The organism is Paraburkholderia sp. BL9I2N2 (assembly GCF_004339745.1).
Classification (GTDB): Bacteria; Pseudomonadota; Gammaproteobacteria; order Burkholderiales; family Burkholderiaceae; genus Paraburkholderia.
On record NZ_SMGP01000006.1, the window covers coordinates 1 to 15,280 of the forward strand.

Genomic DNA, 15,280 nt, shown 5'->3' on the forward strand with positions numbered 1-15,280 from the left:
TGCGCAGTTTATGTTGCAATGCTGTGCTCGATCGCAGCGGCAGCACCAGCGCGCTGATCGCACCGGAACACAGAATGCCGATCGTCACTTCAGCCGCGCGTGTCATGGCGGCCAGAAACAGACCGTTTGGCTCCATGACCGTTGGGATGCCAATCAGCGCGGCGGTGTACCCTGCGAGCACGAAGCCGTACCACTGAAAATGGCGATACCGGACTGCCGCAGCCGTGCAGGCACCGATCCATAACGTCATCCCAAGCATGTATAGCTCGGGCTGCTGCACAAACAGTCCGCCCAGCACTAACGATGCGATCGTTCCGGCCGCTGTTCCGAGGACCCGGTAGAAGCTTTTGGCCAGGACCATGCCACTTATCGGCTGCATCAGGACGAACACCGTCACCATGGCGGTGCGCGGACTCGGCAGTTCCAGCAACATCGCGATGCCCATCGCGAGCAAAGCGGCGGTCACCGTCTTCAACAGGTGCAGCCAGACAAGACCGTCGCCAACCATCCATTGCCTGGCAACCATCTTCGTCGCGCGCGCCCAGACCGACAATCGCGCGGATCTGGGCAGCGGTCGCCGCGCCGCTTTCCCGCTCCTCATCAACACGGACGACTTCCTTTGCCTGCTAAGAATGAGACCATTTGGACGCGGCGTCGCTTTTCGTACCTGAAACCGCCTGACAAAAGCCGCCCAGACCGGGAAGGTCTGGGCGAAGCCACCGGGAACCCGGCGGCGGAGGTATTCTGATATTGGCAAAACAGGCCTGCTCTCACGTTTCTGGCAAGAGCGACCATGTTTCATTCTTCAGGACCGTCGTCACGCGGCGCCCGTAGCGAGTTCAGGACGTACACGCCCGTTTGCTTAACTTAGTGAGCGGTGTAGATCCGGGGCGAATATGTGGACACCGCAGTGTCAGTTGCACGACCCGACTGCGACGAACCGTCTACTACACCACCTACGGCATTGTTCTGTGCGGCAACCTTGGCTTCAGCAGCCTGGATGTCCGCCGGATAAGTCGTGTTGTCACCATCGCCCGGATGATAACCAGCCTTCTCCAGCTGGATGAGTTCTGCGCGCACCTGTGCACGCGTGAGAGGCGCGTTCGATTGGGCGAACACGGCAACCGGAGCAGCAAGGGCAGCGGCGACAACAACGACTTGAATCAGGGACTTCATGGTGACTACCTCCAGACTTTGTCTTGACCTTCTACGAACAGCCCTGTTCGTAATCAATGACGACAGTCTAGGTAAATGGGCGCTTAAGATTAAGAGCGATGTCTGGAGAGGATCGTTGTCGAATTTGGGTTAACCCTGGTATCGCGCACAGTTCCGCCCGTGACATCACACGGGGTCTCCGTGATTTTCATGCCGTTTACCGGGTTAGTGGCATCTAGACGCGACAAGGCTTTCCGGTCAGCCCCTATAATATTTCACAATCAAATCAGCTAGTTGCTGTCTGGTCTTTTTGTGTTGCTTGAAGACCTCCCCGGCGGGGCTTGTGCGGCGGACAAGGGTACCAATGGGATCATTGGGCACCGTTTAGCGGTGATAAGAGCGTTTATCGCGGATCGGATAGATTCAAGTAGTAGAGATATGGTTTTCTAGCGTTAGGCATGTATGAAATAATAGGCCGGAAATCAGCCCATCTCCCGCCTGAAGCCCGCCATGCCCCGTCCGGCCGCCGCTACCCCCGACCAGATCCGTTCCACCGTCCTCGCGATGCTCGCCGAGGCCGGCGACGCCACACCTGCGACCGGCGCCCGCTTCCGCCAGCTCGTGTCGGTGCGCAAGCTGCGCGCGCGGCTCGGCGCGGGCGATCCCGCCACACTCGCGCGGGCGCTCAATGCGATCGAGGCCGAGGTCGTGCGTTCGGGGCTGGCTGAAATCGCGATGCCCGGCATCCCACCGGACATCGCCGAACAGATGCGTGCGCTCTGGCAGGCAGCGGTCACTGTGCAGCTCGACGACGTCGTGCGCCTGAAAGCCGAGGCGCAGCAGGCCATCGCCGTGGCCGATGCGGCGCGCACCGACGCCGAGTTGCGCGTCGAACTGCTGCGCCAGGAGGTGACCGAGTTGCGCTCGGCCCTGACGGCACGCGATGCCGAGCTTGCCGATTTGCGCGCGCAGAACACGAGCGTCAGGGAACGTTGCGCGGCGCTTGACGCCGCGCTCCAGGACCGGCAGGCGCAGCTGGATACCGTGGCGGCCGAACGGGCCGGCCTTGATCGCACTCACGCGAAGGCGCTCGCCGACGCGCAGCACCGCTACGAGGCGCTGTCGAAACAGTTGCTGCAGGAAACGGCGCATCAGCGTGAAGCCGTGAAGAAGGAACATGAGCAGTTCGCCTCGCAGCTGAAGTTCGCCGAGCGGCGCCTTGCCGTGCTGGAAGGAGAACGCGACCGCCTCGAAGGCGAACTGGCCCACGAACGCGGGACACGCCAGCAGGCAGTGGGCGAGGCGCTCGCCCTGAAAGCGGTCAATGCGAGCCAGCACGCACAGCTCGACGAGTTGATGCGCATCATGTCGGCGATCGACGCGCCCCGTCGTGCGCCGGTCGCGTCTACGGGGCTGGCGACCGCCCGGCGGACGAAAGCAACGCCAAAGAGCGGCGCGGCCACGCGGGCGAAGAAATCATGAGCGCCACGCTGAACCCCGCGGACTGGATCGATGGCGGCGTCACTCCACCGCGGCGGATGCCGGCGGAGGTTGACGCCGCGCTCGCATACCTTGCGGACGCACTCGGCCACATCGTCTACACGCGCTGGACACTCGTGGCCATCAAGCGCCGCTACCCATCGCTGACCGACGCCAGGACAGCCCACCCGGCCGTGATGCGCTTGCTGCTCGATTATCCGGCCGTGGTCGAGTACTGGGATCGCGGCCGCGTGCGAACGGTTGCCGTGGACGATGCACCGACGCCGGAGACGATCCTGCAACGGGTGTTGCATACGCACCGCCGGCGCTTCAGGCTTGCGACTGTGCTGGGTGTGCTGGCCGCAATCGGTGAGTCGGAACGGGAGCCGCCGGCGCTGGCTGCCGTGCCGCAACCGCTCGTCGCATGGCTCGCGCGTGCCGGGCGATTCGCGAACGTCGCGAGCGCGACCAACACGCTCGGCGTCGGCGACGACGCGCAGGCCGTGGCGCTGTTCCTGCGCGATCGGGCGAGCCGCTCGCCGCATACGCTGCGTGCGTACCGGGCGGAACTGCGCCGGCTCGTCGCGTGGTGCGAGACCCATCAGCTCGGCCCCCTGTCAGATCTGACGCGGCACGACCTGCTGGCGTACCGGCAGGCGCTGCGCCAGCCGGTACGGGATGCCGCCGACGATGCACCGCATAAGGTCTCGGAGGCGCTGCAGTCCCGGGCGCTCGCGGTGGTCGCGAGCCTGTTCCGCTATTGGGCCGAGACCGGGTATCTCACCGCGAATCCCGCTGCTGGTCTGGTGCGCGGTAACCGTTCGCGCGCGAGTTTCGCGCCGCAACGGATGCTGCCGCCAGCGTTGCTCGCCGCATGCGATGCGTGGGTGTCCGAAACGGTGACGGGGGATGACGCCCTTGGCATCGCCCGTCGCCGTGCGATCTGGACGCTATACCGCTATGCCGGCGTGCGGCTGGTCGAACTCGTTTGGTCCAATGAGGCGCAGTTGCCGAAGCTTGAGGTGGACGATCGCGGCAGTTGGACGTTGCACGTGATCGGCAAGGGACGCAAGGCGCGTGCGATTCCGTTGCCGGCGGTCTGTGTGCCGGTGCTGCAGGCATACCGGCAACTGCGCGGCCTGCCGCCGCAGCCAGGTCTTGACGAACATGCGGCGCTGATCCACGGACTCAAGGGCGGTTCGCTGCAAGGCTCGGGGCTCTATGACGAGGTCAAGGCGATCTTCATCGCTGCGGCTGAGCGGCTCGCGAAAACCGACCATGCCGGCGCCGCGCGCCTGCGACAGGCTTCGCCACACTGGCTGCGGCACGCGTACGCGCGACAGATGATCGTCGACCATCAGGTGCCGCTGCCGGCGGCGCAGGCGCTGCTTGGCCACGCGTCGGTGCAGACGACCGCCGCGTATTACCGACAGTAAGTTGTTATGTGCAGTATCACCTCCAGCTCTTTGATAGCAAAGGAGACCAGTCGCTGGTACTCAACATAAATATTTGAGCCGGCTGTGGAGGTCCGCAGTTCAAAAACGGCATGTGTGACCTCAGCGGTGCTATAGCGAAGCTTCTCCAGTTCGCCCAAGGCTCCGGCAACGAACCGGTCCAGCGGCAGGTTGTTTGAAACTTGATGGGTGGATTGGTGCATGATCGAGCTCCTCACCAAAGGCGAACCCGATGGCCGCCATGAGTCCCATCATGAAACTTTATGTGCAGTAGTCCAAGGCTAACGCCTTGCTCTCAAAGCACTTACGTTGGCCACTCTACATAACAACTTACTGTCGGTAATAGCGCTCGGTCGTGGACAGTCGTACGTGCCACATCAACTGCCGCAACTGATCGAGTGCCCGCGTGTACTTCGTCTCCTTCGCTGTCATCGCGTCGACCATGTTCAGCCCGAAGGTCGCGCGCAGGTCGTGGAAGCTGAACTTGTGCCTGGGGTTGCCGAGCTGTACGCGCATCATGGGCAACAATTCGTCCTTGATGAACTGACGCACGGCCTGTCCGGTCTTGACGTGGCGGCGCACCTGCGGACCAGTGCTGACCGGGCCGCGCGACTCACGATCCTCGTAGAGCGGTGCACCGCGATGGCTGAGAAAGAGCGGCTGGTCGGGGTGTTCGCCGCCGTCTGCCAGTTGGCGACGCTTGCGCGCACGTTCGCTGTGCATGTAGATGTACAGCCGCTCGTAGAAACCGCGCGGCAGGTGCAACACGCCCTTGACACCGCCCTTCGTGTCGATGCCCGTACCCGGCCCGCAGGCGAGACGGATGTCGTCGCCGTGAAACTCGCCCGGCTTGCGCATTACGTGTTTCGCGCGCACGGTTAGTACCGTCTGGATGCGGGCGCCCGTCAATAGCGCGAACAGATGAATGAGCGTCATCTCGGTGTTGTCGAGAGCGGCTAACGATTCAAGCAGCACCGACTGCTCGGAAGATGGGAGCGGGCGCAGGCGACCACCGTCCTGAATGTGATCGTCCCACGGGTCTTCTGCGCGCCGGCCGCTGATCGACAGGTCGGTAGTCTTGACCTCGATCGTGCTGCTGAAGCCCTTCTGGTCCCTGAACTCGATGAAACGGCCGGATTCGACCCACGGCGCGTTCGCGGGCTTGAAGCCTGCTTCGGTCATGAGCCAGCGATAGAAGCGCACCACGGCGCCCATACGACGCCTGGCAACGCCCGGAGATAGTTCGCCTGCCTGCACGGCCAGCCTGATCGAGGCGCTATAGCGGTAGGTCGGACGTTGCCGCTTGTTCGCGGGGAACGTCAGCCAGTCGATGCCCTCGTCATCCAGATAGCGATGGAACGCCACCAGGTCGTCTGCGATGCTGGCGAACGTCAGCATGTTGGGCGACGACTTCGACTCCATCATATCGATGAGCCAGACGTTCGCCTCAGCCCACGGCGCGCCGTCAGCGAGTCGGACAACAGGGAAAAGAGGGAAGGTGCCTGCGATCCACTGCGGGCGGGCGTCGCGCCGCTTGCCGGTGTCGGGGTCTGCGAGCGGGACCGTGTGATAGATGGTGCCGCCCTCGGGCGTGGTGATACTGACCGGCGTCGCGCCGGGTGTGTCGCGGTCAACGACCTCGGTCAGCGGCAGTTGCCGGATGGTCGTTCGTCTTGCCGTCATCGTGCAGATCCTCTGCTGTGTTTGTGCGGGTGTCCGCTTTAACACAGCCTGCGAGTATCAGGAAATCGTTCTTCACTTGCGCATATGCCGTGGAAGATGCCCGTCGATCTCCGCTGACCCTTCTCGCTACCACACAATTTACGCCTCAGAGTACCTCTGAGTGGCGTCGTTCGTGGACCGCATACGTTCCGACCACAAGGCGGGTTTTGAGGAACTTAGTCTCATCTTCGTTGGAATGCCGGACGAAACATTATCCTCAATGGTCGACTACCTTGCCACCCAATCATGGGTACTCGATGCTTGGTTCGTTCCGTGAATCCTTACGGGAGGCTCGTTGATGATTTGGTACGAGACAATCGGATTGCGAAGGCAACACCGTTCTACGTGGTTTATTTCAAGCCGGGTCTGTTTAACCACATCGCCGGCGCGTTATCGGCGCAACCGCCCATCGAATAGTGCCACTCATTCATGTTCTACATGACGGCGATAAAACCGAGCGGTGGCGGCAATGTAAAGTTGCCAGATACTAACCTAGCGAACTCGACGGCGCGTGGAAGCGCCGCGTTCGCAGCAGCGTCGGGAGTTCCGAACCGTGGAACCCAGTCGCCCTCATGGAATAAAGCCGCGGCGGGGTCCGTCGTGTAGCATTTTCGGCGTTCTTCTGCAGCAATAGCAATTTGGCCGCGTCTTAACGAAAAAACCCGTTTATTGACAGTACCCCAAGTGCAACGCGCATTTCAATAGCTGTCAGAAGCGACCTTCATGCTCAGAGGGGAAAGCCGCCGGCAAATGTCTCACGTAGATAGGCAATGAAAAGTCGCACCGCGCGGGGGACATGGGATGTCTGCGGGCGAACCACATAGACCTGTTCGGCGAATGCGCCAACAGGACGCCATTCGGGCAGAACGACGACCAGTTTGCGCGACTGCACTCCGGATTGCGCTGTGAAATCAGGAAGTAGCGCAATGCCCAGATCGTCAAGCGCGGCATCACGTAGCGCCTCGCTGTTATTGGCCGAGAAGGGGCCATTGACTGTCAGCGTGAGAGGCCCGGACACATTTTTGCGCGTCGTTTTCCGCTCAAACGACCAGACACCAGAACTCCGCGCACGAGGATAGAAAAGGCAATCGTGTGAAGTTAGGTCGCCTGGTGTTGCGGGCGTGCCTCGGCGCGCAAGATAAGCCCGTGTCGCGACGATAACCGAACGTGTCTCACATAATTTCCAGGCGACGTGGGTCTCGGGAGCCTGTGCGCTGTGCCGGATGGCGAGATCGAATCCTTCGGTGACGATGGAACTGAGTCTGTCGGATAAATCGAGCTGGACGCGGACCTCGGGATTTTCACGCAGGAACGCGGACATTCTCGGTACGAGTTGTTGCCGCCCGAAGGCCACAGGCGCCGTGACACGAATCACGCCTCTTGCTACTCCTGCCATTTCTCGCACATTAGCAAAGCTCGCCGCGATGTTGTCGTACTGGCTGCGCGTATCGTCGACAAGTCGTTGGCCGGCTTCCGTAAAGCGCACGCTGCGGGTGGTGCGCTGGACGAGTGGTACGCCCGCAGCCCGTTCCAGTTCCGCAATTCACTGGCTCATAGCGGCCTTGCTCACGCCGAGCCTCGCCGCGGCCGCCGTGTAACTGCCCTGTTCGGCCAGCACGGTAAGCCAGTGCAGATGATTCCAGAGTCCCTCGATCTTTTGCGTGTCCATGATTCTATTGTTCGCTATGGAAAACAATGATTTCAATCATAGCGTCTTTGCTTCGTGCCCGGACCTTCATACACTGCTACTACTCCCAATCAATTCAGAGGTGTGGAAATGCAGGCATTCAACGACGCGGCGGACGTGATTCACTACATTCATGGTGAGCGCGTGAGGGGTTCTGGCGATCGCACCCAGCCGATCTTCAACCCGGCCGCCGGCGCGCCCGCGCGCAAGCTGGTGCTGGGCGAAGTGGCCGATGTCGATGCGGCCGTCGCAAGCGCCAAAGCGGCCTTTCCGAAGTGGAGCAATACACCGCCGATTCGTCGCGCCCGCGTCATGCTTCGTTTCCTTGAATTGATGAACCGGCATAGCGACGAACTCGCAGCAATTATTACGGCCGAGCACGGTAAGGTGTTTTCGGATGCGCAAGGCGAAGTGGCACGTGGTATTGACGTGATCGAATTCGCGTGTGGTATTCCGCAACTGCTGAAGGGTGATTACACCGAGCAGGTTTCCACCGGCATGGATAACTGGACGACACGACAGGCGTTGGGCGTTGTGGCAGGGATTACGCCGTTCAATTTCCCGTGCATGGTTCCATGCTGGATGTTCCCGGTCGCCATCGCGGCGGGCAATACGTTCATCCTCAAGCCGAGCGAGCGTGATCCGTCGGCGGCGCTGTTCATGGCGGACCTTTTGAAGAAGGCTGGGCTGCCTGACGGCGTGTTCAATATTGTGCAGGGAGACAAGATTGTTGTCGATGCGGTCCTGACTCACCCGACAGTCAAGGCGGTGAGTTTCGTCGGCTCCACACCGATCGCCAACTACATCTATGAAACGGGCGCGAAGCACGGCAAACGCGTGCAGGCGCTGGGCGGCGCGAAGAATCATATGGTGGTCATGCCGGACGCTGATCTTGAACAGGCGGTCGACGCACTGGTTGGAGCGGGCTATGGTTCGGCTGGCGAGCGATGCATGGCTATTTCGGTCGCAGTCCTGGTGGGAGATGTGGCTGACAAGATCATTCCACGACTGGCGGATCGGGCTCGCACGCTTGTGGTAAAGAACGGTATGGAGCCGGATGCCGAGATGGGACCGATCGTCACCCGTCAGGCGCTTGAGCGCATTGAAGGCTACATCGGATTGGGAGTTGAAGAAGGCGCGACGCTCGTCGTCGATGGACGGGGCCTCAAGGTGAGGGGGCATGAAGAAGGATTTTTCACGGGAGGTACGCTGTTTGACAACGTAACTCCGGAGATGCGCATCTACAAGGAAGAGATCTTCGGTCCTGTGCTTGCCTGTGTGCGCGTGAAGGACTTCACCGAAGCGGTCGAACTTATCAACGCACACGAATTCGGCAATGGTGTTGCGTGCTACACGCGTGATGGCCATGTAGCCCGCGAATTCGGACGGCTAATCGAAGTAGGGATGGTCGGCATCAATGTGCCGATTCCTGTTCCGATGGCGTGGCATGGATTCGGTGGATGGAAACGCAGCCTGTTTGGCGACATGCACGCATACGGCGAGGAGGGCGTGCGCTTTTACACGAAGCAGAAGTCGATCATGCAACGTTGGCCTGAAAGCACCGAAAAGGGTGCGGAATTCGCGATGCCGACCGCGAAGTGAGCGGCGTATAGGAGCAACCCCAAGGCGCAAACGGTGTGGGATAGCTTTGTGCAGTGGATGAGGGCCGCCCGCTTGCTCGGAGCCGGGCCTTCGTTCGACTCCCGCACGCGCACTCATTGATAAGCGGTAGGATCGAAACTAGTCTCGAGACGACGGTGCCTATGACTGTTCCACTCTTATATCCACTGGCGACACTGCAACGGATCGGCGTTGTTGCAAAAAATTGGAGTGCTTCGCGGTGGATTGACGCTTACGTACAACGCTCGGGTTGACCGGGATGTTAGCTTCGCGTCGAACTGCGTAGATTCTCGATTTTTTCCCCGAGAAGATGCGCAAGGACGAACGCAGGGCAAGCGAGCCCAAAGGGGTGTACCGCGTCAGGAACTGGCGGGAATACAACACGGGCTTGATTGCGAGAGGTGACGTGACCATGTGGATCGATGAAAGCGTGCTGACGCAGGTATCCGAGGCTGGCCCGACGAGGCACGGCCGACCGCGTGTCTACAGTGACGCGGCGATCCAGATGCTGTTTGGCCTCAAGCAGATCTTTCATCTGCCGCTACGCGCTCTACAGGGCTTCGCGTTCAGTCTGGGCAAACGCGCCTACCCGGGCTTGCCAGTGTCGAACTATAAGACCTTGAGCCATCGCGCACAGACCCTGAAGGCTGTACTGCCAACGCAGCGCCCCAATGCCCCCTTGCATCTGGTGATCGATAACACTGGACTGAAGGTGTACGGCGAAGGTGAGCGGAAGGTGCGCAAGCACGGCTATTCGAAGCGCCGGACATGGCGCAAGGTACATCTTGCGATGGACGCGAACACCGGCCAGATATGCGCCGCGTTGACGACTCATCAGGACGAAGGCCAAGTGTTGCCTGATCTGCTCGACCAGATTCCGGCTGACGTGGTGATCGATACCATCGGTGGCGATGGCGCCTACGACACCCGGCTGCGCCACGCGCAGATCGCCGCGCGCGGCGCGATCCCATCGATTCGGTCGCGCGATGGAGCGATGCCGTGGCCAGATAACACGCCCGGCGCCTCCTGGCACAATGCGGCTATCGCCGCTATCGCGAAAGGCAGCAGGCGCGAATGGAAGCAGGCGACTGGCTGCCACCGGCGCTCGCTGGCCGAGACCTTGATTTACCGGCTCAAGGTGCTCACGGGTTCCTGTCTGTGGGCGCGCGAGACCGGCTCGCAGGCAACTGAGGTGTCGATCCGTGTGGGTGTGCTCAACCACATGGTAGCCCTCGCTCGCCAACAGTCCGTCCGTATCGCCTGAGATCGAGAACACTGGGGGCATGTTGTCTCTACCTGTGATTAACGCAACAACGCCGCGAAAACACCTTGCTTGCTAAATGTCCTAAACCGATAGCCGATGCCAAACCGGGTGCCAGTGGACCTTCGACTATATATATGACCATCGTTGACATATATCAATAAGCGGCGGTTGTTCGGTGTGGTTGCTGACAAAACTCGATACGTCGCGGTCCGACGGAACATATGTCGAAAGTTTGCAAGACCCAGATACGGGCAGCATAGGTGGCGCGCTACATCGCCTTCATAGCCACCGCGCTATGCCGCCCGCGCGAAGGCTAGAATGTATAGGCGATATCGAGGTGCGTAATGAGCGGGTTGGTCGCAATGCGCATCTTCGTCACGATCTCGGTGCCCACCGCGGTTGTCGCATTCGTGGTCAGTGTCGTCGACAGCGGTATGTAGGTCACTGAAGCATTGATCGACCAATGTTTGCTCAGCGCGTAGCTCATACCGGCTTCCACTACCGGATTCCACGAGGGACTCAGCGACGCACGCGTCGTGCAGCCAGGCCCGCAAGAGTCGCCGATGAACTGCCCATTGGTGATGCGCGTGTGCGAGTACCACGTATAGTTGACGCCCGCACCAAGAAACGGTCTGAACTTCGCTTCGGGCGGCAAGAAGTGATACCTGACTTCAATCACCGGCGCGAGCGGTTTCGATTGACCGATCACCCCATAGTGTGCCCATGATCCGTTGCCGATCAGGTCGCTCGTGAATGGCGAGCCTGCCAGAAAGGCAACACCGATGTGATCGGTGAACAGATGCTCGGCCGTGAGGCTGACCGCGTTTGAAGCGCCGACATGCGCCCCGGTGCCTGAGATTGTCTGGTTTACGGGCATGCCGCCGGCGCTTTCTACCACCGTGGGATCGGAATTTCCCTGCGGCATGACCCGAAGCCAGCCTATCCCCAAAGTTGTGCTACCACTCGCCTGCGCTTGTGCATCGCTAGCGAACAATGCCGCACAGCCTAACACGGTCATGCCTACAACCCGTACAATTTTCTCGCAGTGCATTATGTCTCCTCCGGTGTAAAAATGGGCGGTTCTAGCCGCCATGTCAGAATGCAGTAAATTTGTATCGTTTAAAGCCATGTATTTCGATATCCTAATTAAAGGCGGCTTTCGATACATTCGATAATCCGTCGTTCAGCGCTTACCGCCGCTTCTATTCAATCCTCCTGCGCCGCTGCCGCACAGCAATTCATCTCACCTGCGCCGGTCATGCAGTCACAAGTCGCCTGTCATCAATGAGGTCAGCCAGTCCCGCATCGCACACGCGCTGGTAAAGCGACTCTTCCACTTCGATCCCCAGCGAATTGAGCACGGACGCCAACATCTCGTAGTGACCGACCAGCATGCATAGTTCGATCAGTTGCCTGTCGTCGTATCGCGCGGCGAGTTGCGTCCACGTGTCGTCAGCGACGGCGCGCTCATGATGGATTTCATCCGCTGCTCTCAGCACGGCCGCGTGGTGTGCCTCCCACCCCGGCGACTCCGGCCCTTGCGCAACTCGTTGAATATCCGCACGCGTCAAACCCACGCCGAGCCCGATCGAAACATGCTGGAACCACTCGTATTTGCTTCGGCAATTCCACGCAACCCGCAGGATTGCCAGCTCACAGTCGACCCGGCTCAACGTCCCGTAAGGCATGAGTGTGGAAGCAAACTTCCCCCACGGACGGATGAGCCGCCTGTGGCGCATCAGTGTCAAGAAGAGATTGGGCGCGCTGACGCGGGCGCGCTTTCCCATGATCCGCAGCATGACTCGCGGGATCAACGGGAGCTGGTCCCGTCTCAACGGACTCAGGCGTGGCGCCCGAAGGGTTCTCCAGCCTGAGGGCGGACCGATTGCTTTCTGTTGCGTACTAGTCATGGCTCGACATATCTCCACAGCGTTGAGTTGAACGTCAAACGCACCTTCCGCCGGCCTCCACCGACTCGGCACTCGTATCGATCGAGAACGCAAAAGGGAAGCGCCCTAATACTGCGGCCGCACGCGCTTCGAGCGTCGAATCGGCGAGTTCCAGACGCAGTGACATGCCCCGCGAAGCGTCGTCGGAGACAGTCAGTCGAGCTCCGCCAATGCCAGCTTCATCTAGTGCGGAGCGAAGTACGTCGGCCGTTTCGCGCCGCTTCAGGTCCGGTTTGAATAACTTGCCAACGGCGGTCAGCGGGATTGCGTCGACGATACGAATCTGCTTGGGCAGTGCAGCCCGCTCGCTGATCTCGCGGCGCAAAAATTCGGCGAGATCGTGCTCGGTAGCGCTCGCACCGGGCTTCAGTTGCACATAGGCAACCGGCAACTCGCCTGCGTGCGCGTCGGGTCGACCGATCGCCGCAGCGATCTGGACTGCCGGATGCCGATGCAGCGGTTCCTCGATCGTCGCCGGATCGATGTTGTGTCCGCCTCGAATGATCAGGTCCTTCTTGCGGCCGGTCAGCCAGAAATAGCCATCTGCATCGCAACATCCCAGGTCGCCCGTATTCAGCCAGCGCTTGCCGTCGCCCATGTCCATCCAGAGCGCTTTGTTCTGATCGGACTGAGCGTAGCCGGCGAAAACATTCGGGCCTGCGATCACGAGAAGTCCGACTTCGTTCGCGCCGCAGTCACGGACAAATCGGCCAGCGGCGTCGACGAGAACCGCCTTCATTTCCTGTCCCGGAACGCGCAGCCCGATCGAGCCTAGTCGTCGTTCTCCGAGAGGCGGATTGACGCTGCTGACACAAGCCCCCTCCGTCAAGCCATAGCCTTCGAGGATGCGCACGCCGGTCCGCTCCTGGAAGGTGCGAAATACTTCAACTGGCATCGGGGCCGCACCGCACAAGCCATACTCGAGCGAACTGATATCGTGACCGTCGATGGAAACATCGAGCAGCGACGCATAAAGCGTAGGAACACCGCTAAAAAAATTGATGCGGTGGTGCTCGACGATTTTCCAAAACCGCTTGACGACGCCATCACCGCGATAGCCTTGTGGCGTACCCAGTACGACATGCGCTCCCCGCGAAAACGGCACGAGCCCTGTCGCCAGTACCGCATTGACGTGAAACAGCGGCAATCCGCAAAAGATCGTCTTGCCGGGGCCCATGTCGTCGCCGAAGAATTGCCCAACGCTCCATGCATTGGCGACCTCATTGCTGTGGCGGCGCATGGCGATCTTCGGCAACCCGGTTGTGCCGCCGGTACAGAAGTACGAGGACAATGCATCCGGATTGAACCGGCGCAGGTTCAGCAGCACGGTTCCGGACTCCCGCGCAATTGCCTTGCTGAATGCGTGAATACCGATGTGCGAAGGAACCGCGTGGCGCAAACTGCCGCGGCCATGCAGCCGCGCACATTCGCGGCGTTGAAGCAGTTGGGCCACGAACCGCTTCGGGCCGCGCACTCGGTCTGCGAGATTAACGAGCACCAGATGCTGCAGCGACTTCACCCTGTCGAGGACCGACTGCACTTTGGGCCAAAGATCCGTCCCGGGGAACGGGGCCAGGGTAACCAGAACCTTGGCCCCTGCGGCATTGAGTAGTTCGGCGATAGCCGCTCCTTCCAGCAGCGGATTGATCGCGCAGACAATGCCGGCCGCCTCGCCACCCCAGATTACGAGATGCGTTTCAGGCAGATTCGGCAGTAGATAGGCCACCACCGAATCGTCACGCACGCCCAGGCGCGCGAACATATTCGCTGTGCGCGTGATGTCGCGCACGAGCTCGCGGTAAGTCCAGCACTCCGCTTTTCGATAGTCGTCGGCACGCAGAAAAAACGAAAGGGCAGGCGCGGACGGATTGATAGCAGCGCCGCGGCAGATCATCTCGTATGTGCTCGCGGGCAGGTTCGCCCGCAGCCCTTCGGCCTCGGCCGCAAGCACATCCTGCTGATTGGCGATACCTGTCATCCAGCTTCTCCGACGACCCGGTTGCGTTGCACGCCGAGATCGATCAGCCCGTCAGGGCTCGCGATGCGCGATTCGACGAGGTCGCCGGCTTGCAGATACTGCTGTCTTCCTGCCTGCACTTCCATGAACACTTTCCATTTGACGGCTTCAGGCAGCAGTGCCGCGATTTTCTGTTTCACCGGCGACGGAATGCTGAGCGCACAGCCGGCAGGCGTACCCGTCGCAAGCAGATCGCCCGTGTACAGATCATGCACGCCTGACAGTTCCTCCAGCGTTTCTGCGGGGCCGTAGACGAGATTGGCCGTCGAGTCTTTCTGACGGACTGCGCCATTGACGGTCAGCGTCAGATCGAGTCCTCTCAGCTTCGGAATATCGTGCGGCTCGATCAGACATAAGTAAGGGCCGACTGGACCGAACGTGCGGTAGCTCTTGCCCTTGTAGAACTGCATCTGCGGAATCTGGACGTCGCGGGCCGAGTAGTCGTTCACGATCACAACACCGGCAACATACTCGTGCAGATTCGCATCGTCGATCGACTGACGGGACGTGATGTCGCGCTTCAGCACGAGGCCCAATTCGATCTCGTAGTCGAGAAAATGCACGTCCCGGGGCCGCACGACGTGGGAGTCCGCAGGGACGATGCAGCTCGCCGCCTTCGTGAAGATCATGTTGAACTTCTTGGCATTCGGGTTCATGCCCGATTCGATCATGTGCTGCCGGTAGTTCGCACCCTGGCACACGAACTGCTGGTTGCGCGTGACGGGCGAAAGCCACTCCACTTCGGACTCTTGAATCATTGGCCCAGTCAGCTCGGACAGTGTTCCGATCCGGTTGGCACGAACAAAATCGGCAGTCGTCTCGAACTCGCCGGGAATCGGCGTGATGAGGCCATTTCGGACCACACCCCACTGGGCGCGGCCTTGATGCTTGTAGTGAAGAACGTGCAATGACATGAATACGCCTCGTGTGACC

The 15,280-nt window shown here is 60.5% G+C and carries 12 protein-coding genes and 1 pseudogene; 4 read left to right on the top strand and 9 right to left on the bottom strand.

Annotation, left to right across the window (positions count from 1 at the left end; genetic code table 11):
* Together B0G74_RS43640 and B0G74_RS43645 are read right to left on the bottom strand one after the other, a co-directional pair.
* Positions 1-553: FUSC family protein (locus B0G74_RS43640; protein WP_243658590.1), on the bottom strand; the 553-nt coding region annotated here is incomplete at its 3' end.
* Positions 554-867: 314 nt separating this feature from the next.
* Entirely contained in the window at positions 868-1,176 is a 309-nt protein-coding gene (locus tag B0G74_RS43645) for a DUF4148 domain-containing protein (protein ID WP_132384011.1), read from the bottom strand.
* 489 nt (positions 1,177-1,665) lie between these two features.
* Between B0G74_RS43645 and B0G74_RS43650 the strand changes: the two genes are divergently transcribed.
* Both B0G74_RS43650 and B0G74_RS43655 read left to right on the top strand, forming a co-directional pair.
* Positions 1,666-2,637, top strand: coding sequence for a DNA-binding protein (locus tag B0G74_RS43650; RefSeq protein ID WP_132384013.1), 972 nt, complete (start codon positions 1,666-1,668; stop codon positions 2,635-2,637).
* Entirely contained in the window at positions 2,634-4,070 is a 1,437-nt protein-coding gene (locus B0G74_RS43655) for a tyrosine-type recombinase/integrase (RefSeq protein ID WP_243658591.1), read from the top strand. The genes B0G74_RS43650 and B0G74_RS43655 overlap by 4 nt, the downstream gene beginning before the upstream one ends.
* Here B0G74_RS43655 and B0G74_RS43660 read toward each other — a convergent pair.
* The 3 genes and pseudogenes from B0G74_RS43660 to B0G74_RS43670 form a co-directional block, all read right to left on the bottom strand.
* Positions 4,058-4,291, bottom strand: a complete 234-nt coding sequence (locus tag B0G74_RS43660; RefSeq protein WP_132384015.1) for a hypothetical protein — start codon at positions 4,289-4,291, stop codon at positions 4,058-4,060. The two genes, B0G74_RS43655 and B0G74_RS43660, sit on opposite strands and share 13 nt — an antisense overlap.
* A gap of 127 nt (positions 4,292-4,418) precedes the next feature.
* Positions 4,419-5,771, bottom strand: coding sequence for a site-specific integrase (locus tag B0G74_RS43665; protein WP_243658592.1), 1,353 nt, complete (start codon positions 5,769-5,771; stop codon positions 4,419-4,421).
* 766 nt (positions 5,772-6,537) lie between these two features.
* Positions 6,538-7,479, bottom strand: a pseudogene (locus B0G74_RS43670) (LysR family transcriptional regulator).
* A 108-nt stretch (positions 7,480-7,587) separates the two neighbouring features.
* Between B0G74_RS43670 and B0G74_RS43675 the strand changes: the two are divergent.
* Both B0G74_RS43675 and B0G74_RS43680 read left to right on the top strand, forming a co-directional pair.
* Positions 7,588-9,099 (top strand): CoA-acylating methylmalonate-semialdehyde dehydrogenase, encoded by a 1,512-nt coding sequence (locus tag B0G74_RS43675; protein WP_132384017.1) that lies wholly within the window; start codon positions 7,588-7,590, stop codon positions 9,097-9,099.
* Positions 9,100-9,427: 328 nt separating this feature from the next.
* Positions 9,428-10,381, top strand: a complete 954-nt coding sequence (locus B0G74_RS43680) for an IS5 family transposase (protein ID WP_132384019.1) — start codon at positions 9,428-9,430, stop codon at positions 10,379-10,381.
* Positions 10,382-10,694: 313 nt separating this feature from the next.
* On the opposite strand, the gene B0G74_RS43685 is transcribed toward B0G74_RS43680, so the two are convergent.
* The 4 genes from B0G74_RS43685 to B0G74_RS43700 form a co-directional block, all read right to left on the bottom strand.
* Positions 10,695-11,432 (bottom strand): OmpW family outer membrane protein, encoded by a 738-nt coding sequence (locus B0G74_RS43685; protein WP_132384021.1) that lies wholly within the window; start codon positions 11,430-11,432, stop codon positions 10,695-10,697.
* Between the two features lie 205 nt (positions 11,433-11,637).
* Positions 11,638-12,291 carry a carboxymuconolactone decarboxylase family protein gene (locus B0G74_RS43690; RefSeq protein ID WP_132384023.1) on the bottom strand — a complete coding sequence of 218 codons (654 nt, stop codon included), beginning with the start codon at positions 12,289-12,291 and terminating at the stop codon, positions 11,638-11,640.
* Between the two features lie 34 nt (positions 12,292-12,325).
* Positions 12,326-14,308: an acyl-CoA synthetase gene (locus B0G74_RS43695; protein ID WP_132384025.1), complete on the bottom strand. Its 1,983-nt coding sequence runs from the start codon at positions 14,306-14,308 to the stop codon at positions 12,326-12,328.
* Entirely contained in the window at positions 14,305-15,261 is a 957-nt protein-coding gene (locus B0G74_RS43700; protein ID WP_132384027.1) for a fumarylacetoacetate hydrolase family protein, read from the bottom strand. The genes B0G74_RS43695 and B0G74_RS43700 overlap by 4 nt, the downstream gene beginning before the upstream one ends.
* Positions 15,262-15,280: the final 19 nt, after the last annotated feature.